Origin of the sequence: Streptomyces sp. NPDC056347 (assembly GCF_042262625.1) — a bacterium.
Lineage (GTDB): Bacteria > Actinomycetota > Actinomycetes > Streptomycetales > Streptomycetaceae > Streptomyces.
This window is the reverse complement of the sequence record NZ_JBHJQP010000136.1, coordinates 1-22,219: the sequence shown is the minus strand read 5'-3', so window position 1 is coordinate 22,219 and position 22,219 is coordinate 1. Positions and strand designations below refer to the sequence as shown.

Annotated in this window: 20 protein-coding genes and 1 pseudogene; 9 read left to right on the top strand and 12 right to left on the bottom strand. The window is 69.4% G+C overall.

Annotated elements, in window-relative coordinates; translation table 11 throughout:
* Window positions 1–60: 60 nt before the first annotated feature.
* Complete coding sequence (locus ACFCV8_RS26535; RefSeq protein WP_376687956.1) at window positions 61–852, bottom strand: SDR family NAD(P)-dependent oxidoreductase; 792 nt, start codon at window positions 850–852, stop codon at window positions 61–63.
* Between the two features lie 274 nt (window positions 853–1,126).
* On the opposite strand from ACFCV8_RS26535, the gene ACFCV8_RS26530 reads away from it, so the two are divergent.
* A complete protein-coding gene (locus ACFCV8_RS26530) occupies window positions 1,127–2,032 on the top strand; it encodes a hypothetical protein (protein ID WP_376687955.1) in 906 nt (301 codons plus the stop codon).
* 314 nt (window positions 2,033–2,346) lie between these two features.
* Here the strand turns inward: ACFCV8_RS26530 and ACFCV8_RS26525 are convergent, their stop codons facing one another.
* Complete coding sequence (locus ACFCV8_RS26525) at window positions 2,347–3,210, bottom strand: alpha/beta fold hydrolase (RefSeq protein ID WP_376687954.1); 864 nt, start codon at window positions 3,208–3,210, stop codon at window positions 2,347–2,349.
* A gap of 109 nt (window positions 3,211–3,319) precedes the next feature.
* On the opposite strand from ACFCV8_RS26525, the gene ACFCV8_RS26520 reads away from it, so the two are divergent.
* Entirely contained in the window at window positions 3,320–3,838 is a 519-nt protein-coding gene (locus tag ACFCV8_RS26520) for a CGNR zinc finger domain-containing protein (RefSeq protein WP_376687953.1), read from the top strand.
* A 108-nt stretch (window positions 3,839–3,946) separates the two neighbouring features.
* The gene (locus tag ACFCV8_RS26515; protein WP_376687958.1) at window positions 3,947–4,111 is read left to right on the top strand and encodes a hypothetical protein; all 165 of its coding nucleotides are present in this window, start codon (window positions 3,947–3,949) and stop codon (window positions 4,109–4,111) included.
* 38 nt (window positions 4,112–4,149) lie between these two features.
* Here the strand turns inward: ACFCV8_RS26515 and ACFCV8_RS26510 are convergent, their stop codons facing one another.
* The 3 genes from ACFCV8_RS26510 to ACFCV8_RS26500 form a co-directional block, all read right to left on the bottom strand.
* Window positions 4,150–5,310, bottom strand: a complete 1,161-nt coding sequence (locus tag ACFCV8_RS26510) for a serine hydrolase domain-containing protein (RefSeq protein ID WP_376687952.1) — start codon at window positions 5,308–5,310, stop codon at window positions 4,150–4,152.
* 201 nt (window positions 5,311–5,511) lie between these two features.
* The gene (locus ACFCV8_RS26505) at window positions 5,512–5,988 is read right to left on the bottom strand and encodes a Clp protease N-terminal domain-containing protein (RefSeq protein WP_376687951.1); all 477 of its coding nucleotides are present in this window, start codon (window positions 5,986–5,988) and stop codon (window positions 5,512–5,514) included.
* Entirely contained in the window at window positions 5,975–6,220 is a 246-nt protein-coding gene (locus ACFCV8_RS26500) for a hypothetical protein (protein WP_064456845.1), read from the bottom strand. The genes ACFCV8_RS26505 and ACFCV8_RS26500 overlap by 14 nt, the downstream gene beginning before the upstream one ends.
* Before the next feature lie 184 nt (window positions 6,221–6,404).
* Here ACFCV8_RS26500 and ACFCV8_RS26495 point away from each other — a divergent pair, with 184 nt between their 5' ends.
* Entirely contained in the window at window positions 6,405–7,304 is a 900-nt protein-coding gene (locus ACFCV8_RS26495) for a GNAT family N-acetyltransferase (RefSeq protein ID WP_376687950.1), read from the top strand.
* A gap of 60 nt (window positions 7,305–7,364) precedes the next feature.
* Here the strand turns inward: ACFCV8_RS26495 and ACFCV8_RS26490 are convergent, their stop codons facing one another.
* Window positions 7,365–8,513 (bottom strand): hypothetical protein, encoded by a 1,149-nt coding sequence (locus tag ACFCV8_RS26490; protein WP_376687949.1) that lies wholly within the window; start codon window positions 8,511–8,513, stop codon window positions 7,365–7,367.
* 43 nt (window positions 8,514–8,556) lie between these two features.
* Here ACFCV8_RS26490 and ACFCV8_RS26485 point away from each other — a divergent pair, with 43 nt between their 5' ends.
* Window positions 8,557–9,360, top strand: coding sequence for an NAD-dependent epimerase/dehydratase family protein (locus ACFCV8_RS26485; protein ID WP_376687948.1), 804 nt, complete (start codon window positions 8,557–8,559; stop codon window positions 9,358–9,360).
* Window positions 9,361–9,537: 177 nt separating this feature from the next.
* Window positions 9,538–11,109: an ISL3 family transposase gene (locus tag ACFCV8_RS26480; protein ID WP_376687947.1), complete on the top strand. Its 1,572-nt coding sequence runs from the start codon at window positions 9,538–9,540 to the stop codon at window positions 11,107–11,109.
* A 13-nt stretch (window positions 11,110–11,122) separates the two neighbouring features.
* Here ACFCV8_RS26480 and ACFCV8_RS26475 read toward each other — a convergent pair whose 3' ends face one another.
* The 5 genes and pseudogenes from ACFCV8_RS26475 to ACFCV8_RS26455 all read right to left on the bottom strand — a co-directional run bounded on the left by ACFCV8_RS26475 (window position 11,123) and on the right by ACFCV8_RS26455 (window position 15,482).
* Complete coding sequence (locus ACFCV8_RS26475) at window positions 11,123–11,638, bottom strand: DUF2716 domain-containing protein (protein ID WP_376687957.1); 516 nt, start codon at window positions 11,636–11,638, stop codon at window positions 11,123–11,125.
* A gap of 225 nt (window positions 11,639–11,863) precedes the next feature.
* Window positions 11,864–11,995: pseudogene (locus ACFCV8_RS26470) on the bottom strand (DUF4158 domain-containing protein); the annotation flags it as partial.
* 512 nt (window positions 11,996–12,507) lie between these two features.
* The gene (locus tag ACFCV8_RS26465) at window positions 12,508–13,077 is read right to left on the bottom strand and encodes a GNAT family N-acetyltransferase (protein ID WP_376687946.1); all 570 of its coding nucleotides are present in this window, start codon (window positions 13,075–13,077) and stop codon (window positions 12,508–12,510) included.
* A 576-nt stretch (window positions 13,078–13,653) separates the two neighbouring features.
* Window positions 13,654–14,928 (bottom strand): hypothetical protein, encoded by a 1,275-nt coding sequence (locus tag ACFCV8_RS26460; protein WP_376687945.1) that lies wholly within the window; start codon window positions 14,926–14,928, stop codon window positions 13,654–13,656.
* A gap of 41 nt (window positions 14,929–14,969) precedes the next feature.
* A complete protein-coding gene (locus ACFCV8_RS26455) occupies window positions 14,970–15,482 on the bottom strand; it encodes a SigE family RNA polymerase sigma factor (protein ID WP_376687944.1) in 513 nt (170 codons plus the stop codon).
* A 589-nt stretch (window positions 15,483–16,071) separates the two neighbouring features.
* Here ACFCV8_RS26455 and ACFCV8_RS26450 point away from each other — a divergent pair.
* From ACFCV8_RS26450 to ACFCV8_RS26440, 3 genes are all read left to right on the top strand, one after another.
* Complete coding sequence (locus ACFCV8_RS26450) at window positions 16,072–17,439, top strand: GH1 family beta-glucosidase (RefSeq protein WP_376687943.1); 1,368 nt, start codon at window positions 16,072–16,074, stop codon at window positions 17,437–17,439.
* A 14-nt stretch (window positions 17,440–17,453) separates the two neighbouring features.
* Window positions 17,454–18,707, top strand: a complete 1,254-nt coding sequence (locus ACFCV8_RS26445) for an MFS transporter (protein WP_376687942.1) — start codon at window positions 17,454–17,456, stop codon at window positions 18,705–18,707.
* A gap of 204 nt (window positions 18,708–18,911) precedes the next feature.
* Window positions 18,912–20,981: a discoidin domain-containing protein gene (locus tag ACFCV8_RS26440; protein ID WP_376687941.1), complete on the top strand. Its 2,070-nt coding sequence runs from the start codon at window positions 18,912–18,914 to the stop codon at window positions 20,979–20,981.
* Window positions 20,982–21,140: 159 nt separating this feature from the next.
* Here ACFCV8_RS26440 and ACFCV8_RS26435 read toward each other — a convergent pair whose 3' ends face one another.
* Window positions 21,141–21,815: a TetR/AcrR family transcriptional regulator gene (locus ACFCV8_RS26435; RefSeq protein ID WP_376687940.1), complete on the bottom strand. Its 675-nt coding sequence runs from the start codon at window positions 21,813–21,815 to the stop codon at window positions 21,141–21,143.
* Between the last annotated feature and the right edge of the window lie 404 nt (window positions 21,816–22,219).

Genomic DNA, 22,219 nt, shown 5'->3' with positions numbered 1-22,219 from the left:
CGTCGGCACGGCCCACACGTGGATGCCCGAGGACACCGGCCGTTGCGGGCCCGTTGCCCCTCAGATGGCCAGAATGCCGCCGTCCACCGCCACATGGCTGCCGGTGGCGAACGAGGAACGGTCGCTCAGCAGCCACAGGGCCGCTTCCGCCACCTCTTGCGGCTCGGCCATCCGCCGCTGGATCTGGCGCGCGACGAATACTTCTTCAAGAGCCGGTTCGGCCGTCACCGCCGCGTTGATCATTTCTGTCCGGGTGGTACCCACGATCAGGGAGTTGACGCGTATGCCGTTCGCCCCGTACTCGGCGGCCGTGGCCTTCGTCAGACCCAGGACGGCGTGCTTCGCCGCGACGTAGGGGGACGGCGCGCCGGTGGCGATGAGGCCCGCCGAACTGGCGGTGTTGACGATCGCTCCCCGACCGGCTTCCAGCATGACGGGGATCTGGCGACGCAGGCAGTTCCACGTCCCGCGGACGTTGACATCCATGATGCGGTCGAAATCCTCTTCCGGCAGTTCGTGCGACCGGCCGAAGGTGGAGCCGGCGTAACCGGCGTTGTTGAAGGCGCCGTCGAGGCCGCCGAAGCGCTCGACGGCCGTCGCGACGGCGCGCTCGACGTCGTCCGCACGCGTCACGTCGCCGACGCTGCATGCCGCCTGTCCGCCGGATGAACCGATCTCGTGGGCGAGGCCCTTGAGCCGGTCCTCGCGGCGCGCCATGAGGACGACGGCCGCTCCTTCGGAGGCGAAGAGCCGCGCCGCGGCCTCGCCTATGCCGCTCGACGCTCCGGTGATCATCACGGTCCTGCCGGCCAGGAGGCCGGTGCTGCGGGTCTGGGGTGTCCGATCGTTCATGACGCGAGTAAACCTGAAGCGGCGGGCCGTCACACCCCTTTCACCAGAAGGGTGTTCGATTCGGTGACGTGGTGCGGCTCGCTCGTGCGCACGGCTGAGAACGAGCGTTGTCAGTGGCCGGTGTTAGGTTCCGGGCACGCTGTTGAGGAGATCGATTGCCACCCCCTCTCAGGTCGTCCTGATCAAGATCTGACAATCGGCAGCCACGAGCACAGTCCGGTCCGCTCAGGGCCGGGCCCCACTTCTATGAGGGAGAACCTTGACAAGAAGCAGCGTGCTGGGTCGTAGCGTGGCCCGTACGGCGGTCGTCCTCACCGCGGCGCTGGCCCTGGCGGTGACGGTGGCCCCGCTGAAGGGAACGGCGCAGGCCCACGAGGCGGATACGGGGTCGCTCAGCTTCAGCGGTGAGCCGGGTGAGTACATTTCCGGCGGGCAGTCCCACACTTTCACCCCCGGGACGACGGATATGTTCGACATCTCGGGACCCACCTCCGAGTCCGCGGTGGGTGCCACGGTCGTCACACCCGAGGGCGAACGCTGGTCGCTCTCCATGGAGGCCCCTTACGGCCAGAAGCTGACTCCCGGCACCACCTACGCCAATGCCCTCAGCTGGCCCGAGGCCCGGCCCGAGGACCCCAAGCTGCAGTTCAGCGTGACGGACAGGTACTGCGAGAGCGGCACCGGCTCCTTCACCATCTCCGACATCGTCTACGGACCCCACGGCTACATCCGTGAGGTCGACGCCACCTTCGAGCGCTACTGCAGCGGATCCACGCTCCCCGTGCGAGGCGAGCTTCACGCCCGGATGCCCGAGCCGCCCGCGGAACTCTCCATCGGCGTGAGCCTGAACACCTCGGGCACGGTGGACAAGCGCACCGGTGAGATCACCGTCGGCGGCACGGCGACCTGCAACAAGCAGGCCCGCATCAGTCTCAACGTCAGCGCCTACCAGACGCAGAGGCAGGGGACGGCGAGCGGCTCCCACGAGGACCTGATCGTGGCCTGTGAACCGGGCGTCCCGGTTCCGTGGACCACGTCCTTTCCCAGTAACATCGACCCCACCGCCTCCTTCCAGCCCGGTGCCGCCGTGCTCCGGGCGCTGGCCGGAGCGGATGACCACGACTACCCGGTGAGCGTCAGCGACTTCCAAAGCGCCGACATCGGTCTCGTCAGGCCCTGACCCCCGTGGCGGGCCCGGCCGAGCCGGGTCCGCCACGGCCGGGCCGAGCCGGTCCCCGTACTCCATCCGCGCTCGTCCACTCCACCGCGTGGCCGCGCCGCTCACCGGTTTCGACAAAAGCGGCAGGGCCGGGACGGGGACGTGGGCGCGGGCGCGGGCGATCCATCGGCCCGGGATGCCGTCGGGCGATTCGACTGCTGCGGGGGCCGTACGTCCGAAGTCGCACGGCCCCCGCAACCACTCGCCCCAGGACGCCCCCACCCCCGTACGGGGCGAACCCCGGGCCCTTCGGACGGCCGCCGGACCGGGCGCCCTCAGTCGGGCAGGCCGCGCAGGAAGTCACGGATCAGCGCCGCGCTCCGCGCCTGCCGGGTGGCGAACGGGAAGTGACCCGCGTCGAGCAGGTGGATCCGGGCGTCGGGCAGGTCCCGGGCGAACGCGCGGGCACCGTCCGGGCCGAAGATCTCGTCGCCGCGGCCCCAGACCGCCAGCAGCGGTGGCCGGTGCGTGCGCAGGTACCGCTGCCATTCGGCGTAGCGCGGCGGGTTGGTGCCGTAGTCCAGGAACAGATCGAGCTGGATCTCGTGATTGCCGGGCCGGTCCAGCAGCACCTGGTCGTGCAGCGCCTGCGACGGGTCCACCGATGTCGTGTCCGGGACTCCGTGGGTGTACTGCCAGCGTGTGGCCTCGGCGGCGAACAGGCCGCGCAGCGCGTCGCGGTTCTCGGCGGACGGTTCGGCCCAGTAGGCGCGGATCGGCTTCCAGAACGGTGTCAGGCCGTCCTCGTAGGCGTTGCCGTTCTGCGTGACGATGCCGGTGATCCGCTCGGGGTGGCGCAGCGCCAGGCGGAATCCGACGGGCGCGCCGTAGTCGTGGACGTGGAGTGCGTACCGGGTGACGTTCAGCTTCTCCAGCAGCGCGTCCACCGTGTCCGCCAGGTGGTCGAAGGTGTAGTCCCACTCGTCGGCGGGCGGCGCGGCGCTGAGGCCGAAGCCGGGGTAGTCCGGCGCGATCAGGTGGAACTCGTCGGACAGGTCGGACAGCAGGTCACGGTAGATCGCCGAGGACGTCGGGAAGCCGTGCAGCAGGACGAGCGTGGGCGCGGTCGGGTCACCGGCCTCCCGGTAGAAGACGTCGAGCCCGTCGATCCGGACGGTGTGGTGGCGCACTGCGGTCATGGTCATCTCCAACCATCTAAAAGCGTTTAGCCGGTTGATTGCAGGATCACAATAAGACGCCTACACCTAACCAGTCAAGTGGACTTTGAAGGTTGGCTACACTGTGCGCATGACACGCCCACTCACCAGCGAGCCCCTGGCCCTGGATCTGGTCAACTCCGTCTGGGCGGACCACGGCCGCCGTCTCGACCAGTTCGACGAGCCGGACGGCCTGGAGAACTGGCTCGCCGACCACGACATGTCCGACACCGCCACCGACACCGCCGCGGTTCGCGAGGCACTGGTGCAGGCCCGGTCCGCACTGCGCGCCGCGCTGGAGGACGGCGACGACGACCCGCTCAACGGCGTCCTGGCCCACGGCTTCCACCGGCCCGGGCTTCGGGACGGAGCGCCGCTGGTCGCCACCTTCGTGGACGACCCGGCCTGGCTGCCCGCCTGGACCGCCGCCGCCGACCTGGTCCGCCTGCTCACCGAACGGCCCGACCGTGTCCGCCACTGCGCGCACCCCGAGTGCGTCCTGTGGTTCTACGACATCAGCAAGAACGGCTCACGACGGTGGTGCTCGATGGAGGTCTGCGGCAACCGCGCCAAGTCCGAGCGCTTCCAGAAGTCGCACGCGCGACGCTAGGAGCGCGGGTCGGCGGCAACCCGGCCGACGAGCGGCCGCGGACCGACCGACGGCCGGTCGCGGCCGTTCGTTCGGGCCCGGCGCCGCAGCGGTGGGCCCGGCGGGCCGTTGTCCAGCCTGGGGGATCAATCGAACCGTGGTAAGCACGCGAACCTCAACGTGCTCGGCCGCTACAGCTTCCGCTCCTCCACCTCGGTCGACGGCGGCCTGCGCCCGCTGCGCGACCCGGGTGCGCCGGAGCTGGACGAGGACAACAACGACGGGCAGGAGTGAGTATCAGGAGCCGGCCAAGCCCGACCCGTGACCGGTGTTCAGGAGTCGCTCCGGCGGCAGAACTTCGCCTGAAGCAGATCGGTGAAGATACCGATGGGGTCGTCCCAATCGCCATTGCTCCAGTCGTCGTTGACGTTGGTGGTGACCATCCGTTCGCCATCGCGAGCGCCGTAGGCGTAGGACCACGATCCGAAGAGCGCACCCCCCATGCCCCAGACCGTTTCCCCGCAGGGCAGTCTCACCGAGGAAACGCCGAGGCCGTAGGCGGCGTTGGGAATCCAGTCGCGGGTGGGCACGGTGGTGAACATGTCGCGTTGCTGGTCCGGTGGCAGTATCCGGCCCCCCAGCAGGGCGCGGAAGAACCGGTTGAGGTCCCCGGCGGTGGAGATCATGCCGCCGGCTGCCCAGAACATGGATGAATCGAGCTCGGTCGCGTCGTGAACCGGCGCGCCGGGGTCGGTCTGGAACAGCTTCGTGTAGTGCCGGGAGTGTGGACCGTGGATCGTCGGATCGCTGCCGTGCGGCAGGTACGTACCAGTCAGGCCGAATGGGCGGGAGATCCGCCCTGCGATCTCCTCGGCAAGCGCGCGGCCGGTGGCCCGCTCGATGATCAAGCCTGCGAGGACGTAGTTGGTGTTGGAATACGCCCAGCCCGAACCCGGTGCGAAGGTATGCGGATGGGACATGGCGATCTGCACCAGTGACTCGGGCGGGTGTGTCTCGTAACGGTTCAGCGCTTCCTGGTCATCGGTGTAGTTGAAGATCCCGCTGGTGTGGTTGAGCAGCATCCTGACGTTCACCCTGGCACCGTCGTGGTGATGGCCATTCACCACCCCGGGCAGCCACAGTTCCGCGGTGTCGTCCAGGCTCAGCCTGCCTTCCGCCGCCAGCTGCAGCACGACGGTGGCCACGAACGTCTTGCTGATGCTGCCGATGCGGAACCGGTCCTGCGGTGAACGCTTGCGGCCGGTTCGGGTGTCGGCCACTCCTGCGGTCCCGAACCACTGCCGGCCGCCGTCGCAAACCTCAGCGAGAATGCCGGGAAGGCCGCCTTGAGTCACAGCCTGCTGAAGTAAGCGCTGGACCGCCTCATAGCCCTCGGCCCCTGAGGTTGGCGCGGACTCGGATACCGCGCCCCCTGCTTTGGCCGGTTCGGCGCCCGGTCGGCCGCTGTCCGTATGAGCGGTGTGCTGGTGCATGTGGCCCTCCTTGTCGTGTGTGACCCGTGGGTGACCGCCCGGCCCCTCTCCACGGCGTGATTACTGGCCCGCCGGCTCTCAGCAGGGACTTGGTGCCCAGCGCAGCGTGCGACGCTTCGCGCACGCCTACCGGACCCGCTGCACATCACGGCAAGAGGCACGACCGCGGGGTGAACTGGCCGCGTCAGCTGATCCCGGTGGTCACTGCTCCTGGCTGATGAGTGTCTGCCGAACCCGGTCCGCCAGCTTGGCCTGATCGATTCCGGCCAAGGCGAGAGCACGCGGCACGGTGCCGATTTGAGCCTGCAGGATCCCGAGCAGCAGATGCGCTGACCGCAGGTCCTTCTTGCGAGCGGCGGCGAAGCTCCGCTCCAGCGCGAGTCTGGCGGACGCGCCCATCTTGGGCTGCTGGGAAACGTGGCTCGGCCCGGGAAGGTCATAGGAGGCCGGAGACACTCCAACCATGCTCAGGCTGTGCTCGAATTCTCGATCCAGTGCCTCGCGGACAGCAGCGCGATCGAGCCCGGCCGAGGCCAGGACCTGCTGAGCGGTAGACCCCTGATCGGCGGCGAGTGACAACAGAAGATGGTGCGCGTCGATCGTCGCCGACCCATCATCGCGAGCTTCGTCCATCGCCCGCACGATGACCCCATGCAGGTACTTGTCAAACGCGCTCATCGCCGCGCCTCCTCAGCTTGACTCCGGCAGCGATGAGCCGCTTGGCGTGCTTCTTGTGGACGGCTTGGCGGGTGACACCGAGCGCCTCGGAGACCTGCGGCCAGCTCCAGCCCGCCCGCATGGCCTGCTCGACAGCGGCGTCCTCCAGTTGATCGGCAAGGCGCCGCAACGCCACGACAGCCGCCAGGGCATCAGCGGGCTCAGGGGGAAGGGAATTCTCGCCGACGGACATGCAAGCAACTGCAGTTGACTAACGATGATAGTCAACCCGAGTTGCTAACGACTGCGGCCGCAGCCCAGCGGTCCCGCCGGAGGCTCGTGACACGGGCTCCCTGGGCTGCGGCCGTGGCCGGATGGTGCGTACCGTCGCGGGCTCCTTCTGGCCGCACAGCCGTTTCTCTGACTAGAGTCAGAGAGTGGACGAGACGAAGATTGATCAGGTGCGGCGGTTCAACCGCACCGTCACCGAACGCGTGGGCGTGCTTCACGATCACTACCTGGGCCGCGACCGGCCCGTCGGCGAGGCGCGGCTGCTGTGGGAGATCGGCGAGCAGGGCCAGGAGGTACGGCGGCTGCGCGAGCGCCTCGGGCTCGACTCCGGGTACGTCAGCCGGCTCTTGCGCTCTCTGGAGACCGACGGCCTGGTGACGGTGGAGCCGCAGCCCCGGGACAGACGGGTGCGTACCGTTCGGCTCACCGACGCGGGCCGCGCGGAGCGCGCCGCGCTGGATCGCCGCAGCGACGAGTTGGCCGGCTCCCTTCTGGAACCGCTCAACACCGCCCAGCGCGTCCGGCTGGTGGCCGCCATGGCCGAGGTCGACCGCTTGCTGACCGCCGCGACGGTCGCGCTGGACGGTGTCGACCCGGACCACCCCGATGCCCAGTACTGTTTGCGGTCCTACTTCACCGAATTGCAGGAGCGCTTCGAGGCCGGTTTCGACCCTGCGCGGAGCCTGCTGCCCGACGCGGGCGAACTTCGGCCGCCGCACGGGCTGTTCCTGGTTGCCCGGCTGCACGGTGAGCCCATCGGCTGCGCGGGTCTGAAGCTACCGCCCGGCGCCCCGGCCGAGGTCAAGCGCATGTGGGTCGCGCCCCACACCCGGGGCCTCGGCCTCGGCCGGCGGCTTTTGGCCGAGCTGGAGGCTCGGGCCGCTCGGCACGGCTTTAACGTACTGCGCCTGGACACCAACAAGGCTCTCAGCGCCGCGATCGGCCTGTACCACTCCTACGGCTTCGAGGAGGTCACCGCCTTCAACGACGAGCCGTATGCCCACCGCTGGTTCGAGAAGCGGATCACCACAGCGTTGTCGGAGTGAGGGTTGCGACGACCTTCAGGTCCACTGCCCTGGTTCTGGGGAATGACCTGTGGGTCTGCGTCAAGACACGGGACCGGTTTCGGCGGCCTGTTCCAGCGGAGCCCGCGCGGAGTCCGCGTAGCGCATCGCGGTCTTCTCGTCGAGCCCCAAGACTTGGGCGAGGTGGAGTGGGTCGGGGCCTTTGACCATGGCTTCTTCGAGCCGGCGGTTAACGCGGCGTTTCTCCGGGGTCGCGTCCTGGCCGCGCATGGGAGCGCTGATCCAGTGGTTGCTGGCCCGGCTGGTGGTGTTGGCGGTCCGGTTGTTGATCAGCAGGTGGAGGTTCGCGGTGTCGGGCCACCGGTTTCGCCGGTGCTCCAGCCGGTCCAGCAGCAGTTTCAGGGTGAGGTCGTCGAGCGGGCGAACGCGTCCGGCGATGGCCAGCCGTCGGTTGCCGAGGTCGATGTCGTCGAGCATGAGTGTGGCGATCTGGGCGACCCGGGCGGCATGGACCGCCGCGAGGGCGAGGATGAGCCGCGTCGCCGGGGTAGTGGCCGCCGCGACGGAGCGGTCGACCTGGGCGGGGACGAGCGGTTGCAGTACGGCGTACTCGTACTGTCCGACCTTGATCCGGCTGGTCGGGCTGCGGAAAATCAGCCCGTTCCTTTTGGCCCGGGTGAACAGCGAACGCAGGGCGACGAGTTGGTCGTGCCGCTGGCGGCCATGCAGTGTCTTGACGTAGGTCAGGACGTCGTCGCGATTCACTTCCCGCAGGTGGTCGTAGCGGTTCGACCATTCCAGCAGGGCCGGCCGGACACGGTTGAGGGAGAGCCAGACCGTGCCCTCCCGTCGCGGGAAACTGCGGGGGCCACCGTCACGCAGGACGCGGGTCCAGCGCTCGGTCTCCGAGCGGATGCCGGGTGCGAGACCCTCCAGCCTCTCGGCGAGCCGGCCCTCGAAGGAGGGTTCGCTGTCGTCCTCGAAGATCCCTGTCTCTTCCAGGACCGTGACGACGTGGCCGAACCGCAGGTCCAGGGCCCGCAGCGAGGCGAAGATCTCCGTGTGCCGGATGACGTCGCCCTCGACGTAGCCGGTGAGGACGAGGGCCAGGCCGCGGTTGACGGCGAAGCGGATGCCGCGTTGATGACGCTCGCTGAACTTCCCCACCCGGCGCTTGAGGTCGGCCAGACCCGCTCTCTCGGTTCCCCACCACCTTGATGAGTGGATCAACGAGCGCGAAGATGCGTGAATTGTCGAAACCAGGGGAGGCGCAGTGAGTCTGGGAACGGTCGCGATAACGGGGGCGGCGGGCACCATCGGTTCCGTGGTGCGGGAGGCACTGCGGCACGAGGCGACACGGTTGATCCTGCTCGACCGCGTGCCAATCCGCCGGGAGACCGAGAACGAGGACACGCACACCGTGGATCTTCGGGACGCCGCCGCCGTGGAGTTCGCCCTTACGGGAGCCGACCGCGTGCTCCACCTCGGCGGCGTCCCCGACGAGGCGCCCCTTTCGGACCTGCTCGAAGCCAACGTACTTGGCACGCACCACGTCCTGGAGGCGGCGCGACGCAAGGGAATCGAGCGAGTGGTGCTGGCCAGCAGCAACCGTGTGACCGGCTTTTACCCCGCCGGACATCTCAGCAGTCCACAGGAGCCAGTACGCCCTGACGGCCTCTACGGGGTGAGCAAAGCGGCTGTCGAGGCCCTCGGGCGGCTGTACGCCGACAAATTCGGTCTCTCCGTTATCTGCCTGCGTATCGGCAGCTTTGAGCACGTGCCTGCCGAGCCGCGGCACTTGGCGACCTGGCTGAGCCCGCGAGACGCCGTCGGTTACATCCTGGCCGCGCTGGCCGCACCGCCCTCCACCCGCTTCGCCACCGGTTACGCCGTCTCCGACAACACCCGCCGCTTCTGGGAACTCCCCGACCCGACGGAACTGGCCTACACCCCTGTCGACAACGCCGAACTCCACGCTGCGGACATCCCCGGGACGGATCTCCCAGTCGACCCGACCGCCCCCCAGGCCGGCCTCTACGCCCTGCCCCAGTTCACTCTCAAGCACCTTCGGCCCTGACGCACACGGCCATCGCTGGGACGAGTACTCTCAGCGCCTTCTCCTGAGGAACGACGAGCAAGGGTGGGGATTTTCAGGGCTCTGACCGGAGTTCCGTGAATCCCCAGGTCATACGGCGTGTGCGGGAACGTTCCGGCAGGGCATGCGTTGCTGGTGGGGGTTTGCTCGCTGGATGATGTGCTGTTCCCGGATGTCGACGTGCGTTTGGAGGGTGTGGAGTTCACGGCGGACGTCCTGGTCGTCGTGGCGGCGGCGTGCGGTCCGCCGCCCAGATGCCCGGGATGCAACGCCAGGGCTCGGCGGGTGCATTCCTGCTATGAGAGGTGCCTGGCCGAGCGGCCTTTGACCGGGAGAAAGCTGCTGGTCCGACTGCGCGTCCGGCGATTCTTCTGCGACCGGGCCGCGTGCCGGCGGCGGACCTTCGTCGAACAGGTCAGTGGCCTGAGCGAGCGGTACCGTCGCTCCAGCCTCGGGTTGAAGACATGGCTCCGCCGGGTCGCGGTCGAGCTCGGCGGCCGGGCCGGCGAACGGCTGTGTCGTCGCCTGCATCTCGTCGCAGGACGGACGCGGTTGCTGGGGCTTCTGGAGCCCCCGATGGTGCCGGAACGGTCCCCGCGGGTCCTCGGCGTCGACGAGTTCGCCTTCCGCAAGGGCCGCACGTACGGGACCATCCTGGTCGACGTGGAGGCCGGCCAGGTCGTGGACGTCCTGCCCGACCGCACCTCCGAGGCCTTGGCCACCTGGCTGCGCCACCATCCCGGCGCCGAGATCATCTGCCGAGACCGGGCCTCGGCCTACACGCGAGCAATCAAGGAAGCGGCCCCCGATGCCATGGAAGTCGCAGACCGCTGGCACCTGCTCCAAAACCTTGCCGCCGCAGTGGAGAAGACCTGCCACCAGCACCGCGCCTGCCTGCGCAAACGCGCCGACGAGGAGACCGGCCGCATCCCGGAGGCACCACCGTTGATGCAGCTCCCAGTCCACGAACTACCCCGGACGCAGATCATCGAACGGACCCGGTACCGCCACGCCGACGTCCAGAAACTCGTCGCGGCCAGCTGGACCATCAGCGCTATCGCCCGTCGTCTCCACCTCGACCGCAAGACCGTCCGACGGTTCCGCGACACCGACCTCGACCAGTTGCTCGCCTCCGCCAACGAACGACGCCCGGCCGGAGTGCTGGAACCGTTCAAGCCGTACCTCAACGCCCGATTCACCGAGAGTCTCGGCCAGGTCAGCGGCAGCCGCCTCTTCCTGGAGATCCGGGAGCGCGGCTACCGAGGCAGTCGCCAGGTCGTCCGCAAACACCTCGCCGCCCTCCGCGTCGGCAACGCCGAACCCGTCAGCGCCGACATCCCCAGTCCCCGCAAGATCACCGGCTGGATCATGCGACCGCAGGACACACTCCCACCCGAACTCGACCGACGCCTGCTCGAAGTACGCATCGCTTGCCCCGACATCGCCCGTGCCTGCGACCTTGCCCGAGCCTTCGCCGAACTCCTCCGCCACCGACGCGGCTTCCTGCTCACCGAGTGGATCCGCCAGGCCGAGCGAGACGCACCGAAGCCAATCAGCGGCTTCGCAGGCTTTCTCCGCCAAGACCTCGACGCCGTCACTGCGGGGCTCACCCTGAGCTGGAGCTCAGGCGTCGTCGAAGGCCGCGTTAACAGGGTCAAGACGATCAAACGGGCCATGTACGGCCGAGCTTCGTTCACGCTTCTTCGGACCCGGATTCTCACGCGTTCCTGAGCCCAACGACGCGCTATGCGTGATGAGAATGCTGGCCAGACCTGCGCATCGGAGAGCCCAGGATGTCATCGATCTTCGCTGATGCGACATCAAGGAGACCCTGCCCGAACAGGCACAGTGACCCTTCCCAGGGGTGACCGAAGCTGCCGGTCAGGAAGTCCTCTGACAGGTAGATGTAGTAGTCGCCATCGGGGTACGGGCTTAGGGGCCACTGCTCCTGTTCGGAGCCGTGAACGAGATGAGGCGAGAAGCGGAACGAGGCGTGTTGCCAGTCCAGTGCGAACAGCGTGCCTTGCGGAGGTACGCAGGCTGTAAGGCCCTGCTCGACCACCTCGACGAGCCGGTCGAGCCGCTCATATTCAGGGTCGTCATCCAACAAGGCCAAGCTCCAGGTGACGGAGTCGATGGGCTCCTTGATCGCTGGCCATGTGGCCGGGTTCATGCCAGGCCGAAAGGCGAACTCCGCGTAGAAACGGTCCCAGACGTTGCGGTACTCCGCTTCCGAAAGCTGGACCACAGGCTCCTTCATCACCCGCAGATCCTACCGATCAGCCCTCTTTGGTCAGCTCGCGAGCAGCCATTCACGGAACTCCGGTCAGAGCCATTTTCAGAGATCGCCATCAGCGTTCCCAGCCACGGGCCTCCGCGAACTGGTAGGCGAGGTACTTCGCCCAGGCCAGCCAGGGGCTGGCCAGGTCGGCGTCGGCCGGGTCGAGACGGCCGTAGTCACGCGGGACCTGCCGTGCGCCGTCGTACGGCGCAACGCGATCAGGTCCCGGTCCACGTCGTCCAGGAAGAAGAACCGCTCCAGCTCCGGCCGCGTCGGCTCCTCCACGAACCGTCCGTACGCCGTCGCCTGCACATCAGTAAGAAATTCCACCGGCACCCGGTGGACGGTAGCCACCCGTCATCCGAGCCCACTGGACTGCCAGAGAAACCTGTCAACGTATCCCGGAACCGTGTTAAACGACCAAGATCAATCTCAGCGCCAACCACGGTTCGATTGATCCCCCAGGCCGTTGTCCAGGGGCTCCGGCCGGGCCGTCAGGCCCTGGCGGCGGCCGGCCCGGCGGTCGTGGCGTGCCGGAAGACCTTGCGGAGGTCGCGGCGGGCCGCCGGGGGTCGTCGTTCGCCGCGGCCCCGTTCTCACCGGGCAGCAGCGGTTCACGGCCATCCCGGCAGGTCACGCTCTGGCCGAATGCGGGTTCGACGATGGCCTTGCGGCGGCCGTGGGCGGCACTGGTCCGCCCCCGGCGTTGGCGTTCCCTGTCCTCGGCACGGCGCCGAGCCCGTTCTGCGGACCCGGCCTCGATCCGTGCGCGGGCGGCCCGGCCGTCCCTGACGGACCTACCAGGATGCTTCCATGCCGAAGATCACGAGCAGGGGGCGGTGCCGGGCTCAACCGCCTGACCGACCGCCGATGTCCGCGGCCAGCGCCGCGTAGATGTACTCGCTGCCCCAGCGATCTCCGTCGAGGTCGTTCTCAACCAGGTGCGCCTCCCGGCGCATCCCGAGGCGCTCGCAGACTCGCACGGACCCGGTGTTCTCCACGTCCAGCCGTGCGTAGAGCCGGTGCACGCTCAGCCGGCCGAAGGCAAGCCCGGCCAGCGCCGCGGCCGCCTCGGTCGCATAACCGCGCCCCTGGTGACGTGGGTCGAGAGTCCAGCCGATCTCGGCCTGGGCGGCGCGGGCACTGGCCAGGGTGAGCGTCACCTCGCCGAGGACGCCGGGCTCATCGCGCCGGCATACGGCAAGCGCCAGCTTGTCCCCGTCGGTGTACCAGACCGAGTGCGCCGCACGCTCGGCCGCAACCTGCTCGCTGCGCTCCCGCGTGTGCGCCGGCCGGTACAGGTAGCGCGCCACGCTCGGCAGGCTCTGGTAGGCGTACAGGTCGTCGGCGTCGTCGGGAGTGAACAGACGCAGCGACAACCGGGGCGTGGTCATCGGCAGCAGCGAGGCGATGTCCATGCGGACCTCCGGGACGCGGAATTGGATCAAGACGCGGGCCGATTGTCGCATCACGACCGATGGGCAGTCGCGCCATTTCGACGGCAGCGCCCGACAGCCCCGCTCCGCCACGAGGCGCGGCGGTCCGGAGTTGTCCACCGACCCACGCTCCCAGCGGACCGGACGCCTCGGTGCGGGCCTGCTCCGCACGGGCTCGCGGGCCCACATCATGGCGCCGTCACATCCCGGCGGAGGCACTGCGGCGCGGCCGCTCGGCGCCTGCCCCGGGCTCGCGCGGCACCTCGGCGTCGCACATCGGTCACTCCCCCGCAGACCTACGCGTGGCGGCCTTCCTGCCGGTCGTCGCAGCAGAAAGGCCGCCATGCGCAGCGCCGCCGCGGCCCGAGGGGGACACGCCGCACCAGGTGAGCTGGGTCCGGGACGATCCGCGATCGTCCCGGCCACGCGGGCGGCTCCCCTGCCCCCGTCGGCACGGCCCACGAGCCGCACCGCGGCATCGGCGACCGGTCAGCGGTCAGCCGCCAGCGGTCTGCGGTCTGCGGTCTGCGGTCTGCGGTCAGGTGCGTCGTCCGCTGCCTACTTTCCGGCCCACTTGCCGCTCGTGGCGATCGACTTCAGCTGCCGCATGGTCAGTGCGGGTGTCGCGCGCGTCGCCTTCGTGTGCTGGGCCCCGGAGTTGAACGCGGACACCACGACCCGGAGCCCGTCCGTACGAATGGTGTCGGCGGTCCACATCACCACGCCCGCGCCGCCCTTCTCGCCCGGTCCCTGATGCGTGACGACCTTCGTCCCGTCCGGCAGCACCTCCGCCCCGGCGCCGAACAGCTGCCCCTCCACGTCCGACATGCCCGGCTGCACATTGATCTGCACCAGACTCGCGCCCTTGCCGTCATTCACGACGACGTACGCGTATCCGTCGTCTGCGCGTCCGGAGGTCACCTTCGCGGACCCGGGCAGCAGCGACTTGAGCTTCCTCATGATCGCCGGGCCGTCCTGCCCCTGCGCCGGAGGATTGCGTACCGGCTCCGGGGCCGCCTTTGGCAGGGCGTTCATCACGGGCCGCCACACGTCGGAGGTGACGAGTCCCTTCAGCTGCCCGACAGTGAGCGGGGGCTCCGCCCGTGAAACGGCGGCGTCCTTCTCCGCGGGCGCGTTCCACTCGCTGGCATCGACGGTGTATCCGTCGGAAGTCACGAGATAGGCGTGCCACCACTTGGTGTCCACGCGCTTGTCAGGGTATTCGTACCCGCGCATCACCATCAGGCGCGAACCGTCGGCAAGTGTCTCGTTCCGGCAGGAGTCGAACGACACGAAGGTCTTGTCGGGGCATGCGAGCTGCTGCTCCGCCATCGTGCCGTCCGGGTCGACGGCGCCGACGCTCACTCCGATCGCGGCTCTGCCTTCCCCGTCGTCGAAGACAAGACGTGCCGACGGCCCGGGCCGGCCGGCCGTGCCGCTCCCTGCCTGTCCGCTGACCTTCCCCTCCGGCAGCAGTCTCTCCAGCCTCTCGATGACCTGTTCCGCCGAGAACTGCGGCCCCTTGCCGGGCGACGTATTCGTCGAGGGGCCGGTCTCCCGCGCCTCCGGCTGCGCGGCCACGCCCGCGCCCCCGCGCCCCGAGCCTCCGCCGAACGCCCCTGTGGTGTACGACGTCCCGAGCCCCACGGCGGCGAGCGCCGCGACGCTGCCGGTCACGGTCGCGACCCTTCTGCGCCGCAGCCTCCGCCGGCCACGCACGACACCGCCGTCCACCAGCGGGCGCCCCTCCACGGTGAAGTCCTCCCCGGTGCGACGCAGCGCGTCACCGAGCCCGCCTTCGAACCCGTCCAGGTCCTCCTGCGTTCCGGACATGCCGGATCACCACCATTTCTCGTCATAGTCGTTCGGGCTGATCAGTGCGCGGCGAACTCACCGATGCTGCCGCCCAGGTGCGCCCTCAGCCGGGCGAGTGCGCGGGTGCTGCGGGTGCGTACGGCTGCGGAGCTGACGTTGAGGACGTCCGCGGTCTCCGCGACGGACCGGTCCTCCCAGTACCGCAGCACGACCACCGCCCGGTCCTTCGCCGGCAGCTTCCGCAGCGCGTCCAGGAGTGTGAGCCGCAGCGAGACATCACCCTGCGCGGCCGTCGCAGGGGCCTCGGGAACCTCGTCGCTCGGCCGCTCTCCCGCCGAACGCCGCCGCTGGTGCGCCAGAAAGACTCGCACCAGAACGGTCTGCGCGTACGCCGCCGGATTGCCGATCCTCGACGACCTGCCCCACACCACGTACATCCGCCCCAGCGTCTCCTGCACCAGGTCCTCGGCGAGATGGGTGTCGCCGCTGGTCAACAGACATGCCGTCCGGAAGAGATGCCCCATGCGGGCCGCCGCGAACTCCCTGAAGGCGCTCTCCTGGGACCGTCTCATCCGCTGCTCTCCCCTTGTCCTCGTCGCTTACACCCATTAGATGCGGTGGGGGTGGCGGGATGTTTCACCCGAGTTGCCCGCTCCGGGATCACGCCTCGTCCCGGCCGTCGATGGCGGTGGTGGCGGCGGCGCTGGTCTGCCCGACTTCTCCCCCAGGACATCCGACAGGGCCCCGCGTCCTCGCGTCGACCGGCCGGCGGACACGACCGTCAGCGGCAACGCCGTGCGCAGCAGGCCCTCCGCACCCGATGCGCACAGCGCTGCGCCCCGCGGCCGGACATTCGCGTGCGCAGGAGCCCGGCGGTCACGCCCACCGGCCGAGGCGGCGGAGCTCGATCCGTCGCCGCCGACGCGGCCACCGCCCGAACAGCGCCGCTTCCCTCCGGCCGGGCAGGGCATGTCCGACCCATAGAACATGAACATTTGTTCATGTTATGGTGCGGCCCACCTCGGGTGGCGTGCCCGGTCACGAACAGCCGCCCCCAGGCTGCCGTCGGGGCGCGAGGAGCGGCCGTCGGCGGAATTCCGGAGCTGCGCGCGGGCGGCCGACCCCGGACGGCTCGCGCATCGACGATGAAGGCAGGCGCCAGTGACGACGAGGTCCACCGATGCCACCCGGTTCCCCCGGCTTCCGGCCGGATTCACCTGGGGCGCGTCGACCGCCGCGTACCAGATCGAGGGAGCGGCCGACGAGGACGGCAAGGGGGCGTCCGTCTGGGACACCTTCGTACGGCGCCCCGGGGCCGTACGCGACGGCCACACCGGCGACATCGCCTGCGATCATCACCACCGGTTCGCCGAGGACGTCGCGCTGATGCGCCGCCTCGGACTCGACGCGTACCGCTTCTCGATCTCCTGGCCGCGCGTCCTGCCGACCGGTGCGGGCAAGGTCGAACCACGCGGGCTGGACTTCTACGACCGCCTCGTCGACGCGCTGCTCGACGCCGGGATCGAGCCCACGCCCACGCTGTTCCACTGGGACCTGCCGCAGGCCCTGGAGGACGAGGGCGGATGGCTGAGCCGCGGTACCGCCCATCGGTTCGCCGAGTACGCGGCGGTGGTCGCGGAGCGGCTCGGAGACCGCGTCAAGCGGTGGATCACCCTGAACGAGCCCTTCGTGCACATGTCTTTCGGCTACGCCTTCGGCGTCCATGCCCCGGGCCGCGCACTGATGCTGGACGCACTGCCCGTCGCACATCACCAGTTGCTCGGCCACGGCCTCGCGACCGCGGCTCTGCGGGCCGCCGTTCCGGACGCGCGGATACTGATCGCCAACAACTGCACGCCCGTCCGGCTGCGCCCCGACGCCCGGCAGGACGAGGACGTGGCAGCGGCCTCCGCCTACGACGCCCTGCACAACGGAATCTTCAACGATCCTCTCTTCACGGGCAGTTACCCCGACCTGACGGCCTACGGCATGGCGGACAGGAGCTGGGGCGGAGTGGTGCGTGACGGCGATCTCGCCACGATCTCCGCTCCGCTGGACGGGCTGGGCGTCAACTACTACAACCCCACCTGGGTGACCGCCCCGGCCGATCCCGCCGCCGGGCTGCCCTTCGATCTGGCCGAGCCCACGGAGCCGTACGAGAGAACCGCGTTCGACTGGCCGGTGGTCCCGGACGGGCTGACGGAGCTGCTCACCGGCCTCAAGGACCGTTACGGCGAAGCCCTTCCGCCGGTCTGGATCACCGAGAACGGCTGCTCGCAGCCGGCCGGGCTGCACGACCGGGCGCGCATCGACTACCTCGCCGAGCACATCTCCGCGGTCGCCGACGCCGTGTCCCTGGGGGTGGACGTGCGCGGCTACTTCACCTGGTCGCTCCTCGACAACTTCGAGTGGGCCGAGGGCTATCACCAGCGCTTCGGCCTGGTCGAGGTCGACTTCGCCACCCAGCGTCGCACGCCCCGGGCGAGCTTCGCGTGGTACCGCGACCTGATTGCCTCCCAGCGGTCCTGAGCGACGGAGTCGTCATGCCCCATGCCTCGACGGCGGACGCCGCCGTCTTCGCCGAACCCACCGTCCCGGTCAGGGCCGGCTGGACGGTGAACCTCTCGCTGGCCACATTCGCCGTCTTCATGGCGTTCATGACACCCATCCAGATCCTGCTGCCGCTCCAGCTCGAACACATCGACCCGCACGGCAAGAACGATGCGCTCTCGCTCGTCACCGGCCTCGGCGCGCTCGTCGCGGTGCTGGCCAACCCGCTCGCCGGTGCCTGGTCGGACCGCACCGCGAGCCGGTTCGGCCGCCGTCGGCCCTGGATCCTCGGCGGTGCCCTCGCCGGGGCGGCGGGCCTGTCGGTCACCGCCACCCAGCAGACCGTGGCCGGGGTCGCCGTCGGCTGGTGCCTCGCGCAGGCAGGCCTGAACGCGATGCTGGCCGGGGTCACCACCCCGATCGCGGACCGCGTGCCGCTCGCCCAACGCGCCCAGGTCTCCGGCTGGACCGGCCTCATGCAGTCCTTCGGCCTCGTGTTCGGCGCACTGATCACCACACAGCTGATCACCGGCGTCCGCTCCGGCTACGGCACCCTCGCCGTGCTCACCGTCGTGCTCGCCCTCCCCTTCGTGCTGCGCCATTCCGAGCCGCCCCTGCCCCGGGCGCTGCGCCCCGCCTTCGACGCCCGGACCTTCGCCCGCTCGCTCTGGGTGAGCCCCCGGAAGCACCCCGACTTCGGCTGGGCCTGGCTCACCCGGTTCCTGATCAACCTCGGCAACGCCCTCGGCACCCTCTACCTGTTCTACTTCCTCGCCGACGCCGTCCACTACGGCGATCCCGCCACCGGCGTACTGATCCTCACGGTGGTCTACACGCTCTGCGCCGCACTCACGGCCGTCCCCGCCGGTCTCCTGTCGGACCGCGTCGGGCGCCGCAAGACCTTCGTCGTCCTCTGTTCGCTGGTCATGGCCGCAGCGGCGGTGCTGCTCGCCCTTTTCCACACCTGGCCGTCCGCCCTCGCCGCCGCCGCCGTCCTCGGCGCGGGCTACGGCGTCTACCTGGCCGTCGACCAAGCTCTGGTCACCCAGGTCCTGCCCGAAGCCGCCGACCGCGCCAAGGACCTCGGCGTCATCAACATCGCCAACTCCGGCCCGCAGGTCCTCGCCCCCGCCCTCGCCGCACCGATCATCACTCATCTCGGCGGCTACGCCGGCCTCTACCTCACCACGGCCCTGGTCACCCTCATGGGCGGCATCCTCGTCAACCGCATCCGTGGCGTGGCCTGACGACGGCTCGCGGGGGCGGGCCGATCACCTCTCACCGTGCGACCCGACACCCGACGCCCGTCAACTCGACGCAGACAAAGCCCCGTTCAGAAAAGATGAGAATTTCTCATCTTCTTCGGTCCGGACCGTTGACTCCACCGACGGTCGTCGCGATTCTGGAAAACCCGCCGGTAACTTACGTGAACATGTCAATCAAGGTGAGTGATGACCATGGTTCAACCCCCACGCCGCAGAATCGGATCCCTCACGGTGGTGTCACTGCTCCTCGCCGTGATGGCCATGGCGCTCGGCCCGATGCCCAGCTCCGCGGCGGAACCCGGCCCCGGCTGGTGGATCCCGACCTCGCGGCCCGCGCCCGACGCGCAGATCGACGTCACGGGTGAGCCCTTCAAGGGAACCGATGCCCAGGGCCGCGTCCGAGGCTTCGTGGACGCCCACGACCACATCATGTCCAACGAGGGCTTCGGCGGCCGGCTGATCTGCGGCAAGCCGTTCTCGGAGCAGGGTGTCGCCGACGCGCTGAAGGACTGCCCCGAGCACTACCCCGACGGCTCGCTCGCCATCTTCGACATGATCACCAAGGGCGACGGAAAGCACGACCCCGACGGCTGGCCCACCTTCAAGGACTGGCCCGCCCACGACTCGCTGACCCACCAGCAGAACTACTACGCCTCCATCGAGAGGGCATGGCGCGGCGGCCAGCGGGTGCTGGTCAACGACCTGGTCACCAACGGCGTGATCTGCTCGGTCTACTTCTTCAAGGACCGCAGCTGCGACGAGATGACCGCCATCCGTCTCGAGGCGAAGAAGTCGTACGACATGCAGGCCTTCATCGACAAGATGTACGGCGGACCGGGCAAGGGCTGGTTCCGGATCGTCACCGACAGCGCTCAGGCGCGCCAGGTCGTCGAGCAGGGCAAGCTGGCTGTCGTCCTGGGCGTCGAGACGTCCGAGCCGTTCGGCTGCAAGCAGGTCCTGGACGTCGCGCAGTGCAGCGAGGAGGACATCGACCGCGGCCTGGACGAGCTGCGCGGCCTGGGCGTGAGCAGCATGTTCCTGTGCCACAAGTTCGACAACGCCCTGTGCGGCGTGCGCTACGACTCCGGCGCCCTCGGAACGGCGATCAACGTGGGCCAGTTCCTGTCGACCGGCACCTTCTGGAAGACGGAGACCTGCCGCGGCCCGCAGCACGACAACCCCATCGGCAACGCGGCGGCGCCGGAGGCGGAGAGCCGACTGCCGAAGGGGGTGGCGGTCCCCTCGTACGCCTCGGGCGCCCAGTGCAACACCCGCGGGCTGACCAGCCTGGGTGAGTACGCGGTGCGCGGGATGATGAAGCGCCACATGATGCTGGAGGTCGACCACATGAGCGTCAAGGCCGCCGACCAGGCCTTCGACGTCCTGGAGTCCGCGTCCTACCCGGGCGTCGTCTCCTCGCACAGCTGGATGGACCTGGGGTGGACCGAGCGGCTCTACAAGCTCGGCGGCTTCGCCACGCAGTACATGAGCGGATCCGAGGCGTTCAGCGCGGAGGCCAGGCGCACGGCGGCGCTGCGCGACAAGTACCAGGTCGGCTACGGTTACGGCACCGACATGAACGGCGTCGGAGGCTGGCCGGCTCCGCGGGGCGGGGACGCCCCCAACCCGGTGAAGTATCCCTTCCGCAGCACGGACGGCGGATCGGTGATCGACAAGCAGACCACCGGCGAACGCACCTGGGACTTCAACACCGACGGCGCGGCGCACTACGGCATGGTCCCGGACTGGATCGAGGACATCCGGACCGTCGGCGGCCAGGACGTCGTGGACGACCTCTTCACGGGTGCCGAGTCCTACCTGCGCACCTGGGCGAACACCGAGAAGCACCGGTCCGGAGCGAATCTCGCCTCGGGCGCGGCCGCCTCGGCCTCCTCGTCGGAGTGGTGGAACCCGTTCGTCGGCTTCACTCCCGACAAGGCCGTGGACGGCGACAAGGGCACCCGCTGGGCCAGCGAGTGGAAGAACGACCAATGGCTGAGGATCGACCTCGGCTCCACGAAGCCGGTCGGGCGCGTCACCCTCGACTGGGAGGCGGCATACGCGAAGTCGTACCGCATCGAGTTGTCCCAGGACGGCAAGGAGTGGGAGACCGCATGGTCCACGACCGCCGGTGACGGCGGGCTGGACACGGCGCGATTCACCCGGTCCCCCGCGCGCTACGTACGAGTCCAGGGCCTGGAACGCGGCACCGAGTGGGGCCTGTCGCTCCGGGAGGTCGGCGTCTACAGCGACTGACGGCACAGGGAGGGGGGATTCCGCCGCACCCGGCGGCATCCGCCCTCCCGACCCGCCCCGGTCGACGCCCCGGCAGGCAACGGGGAGCCCGGGCGCCCTCCCGGTGCCTGCCGGGGCGCCTCGGCGGACCGGGCCCGGCGACCGGCCGCACCGCCTCGCTCAGCCCTCCGTGGCCGCCAGCCTGCCGTGCAGGTCGGCCCAGTAGGCGTTCAGCATCCTCTTGAGCTCGTCCACGGCCTCCGGATCCGGCTCGCCGCCGCCCTTGAACACTTCGTGCAGCACGGCGTTGGCGGCCCACACCACCATCCGCGCCGCCCGCTGTGCCCGACGGTCGCCGGGCCCGCCGATCAGGTGCTCCACTATGCGCTGCAGGCCCTCGGCAATGTACGCGTTGCTCGCCTCGTCGGCCCGCGCGAGCTCGGGGCTGAGGTGCCGACCGGCCCACAGAGCCATGCCGCCCGCCTGGGACCGGAAGATCTCGGCGTAGACGTCGACCATCATGCCGACCGGGTCGGCCAGTTCACCCCCGACGGCACGGTCGACCAGTCCGTCGATGGCGGACTTGAAGGCGTCGAGGTACCGCCGGCCCAGCGCATCCACGACAGCGCTCTTGTCCGGAAAGAACTGATAGATACTGCCGACCGGCGTGCCCGCCTCCTCGGCGATCCGCCGCATCGTCAGCGCCTCGTACCCCTCCTGGGACAGGATCCGGTCGGCGGCGGCAAGGATGGCCTCGACCCGGGCGCGGCTGCGTGCCTGCTGGGGCCTCCTCCGCAGCCGCGCTCCCGGCGTCGACTCGTCCGCTTCCGTCACCACGTGCTCCCGGTCGTCCATCGACGCGAACGTAGCACGCCGCTCGGGGCGCGCCCCCGCGCCGGCGTACGCTCCCGCCCGAGCGGGCCCCGGGAAGCCCGGGGCGATCACGACGGCGGCCCGGGCGCTCGGCAGCATGTCATGACCGTGCGGCCGTCGAGCTCGGCCGGAGCCCGGACGACGTCCGCGTCGGTGTCAGCCCGTGCGACGGCCGTCAGGACTTCGCCCGTCGCGTCGACGCCCGTGTGTGATGCGCCCGGCCGTCGTTGCTTGAAGCACCCGTCAAAGAACAAGTTCACCATTCCGCCACGATCTTCCCCAAAGCCCTTCTAAGAGGTCGTTTTCCTGCAATTCGGTTGGGAAGATGGTGATTCTTTCGGTGCGTGAGTGAGGGTCGGTTGAGGCCACTGAGGTGGGTAGCTCGA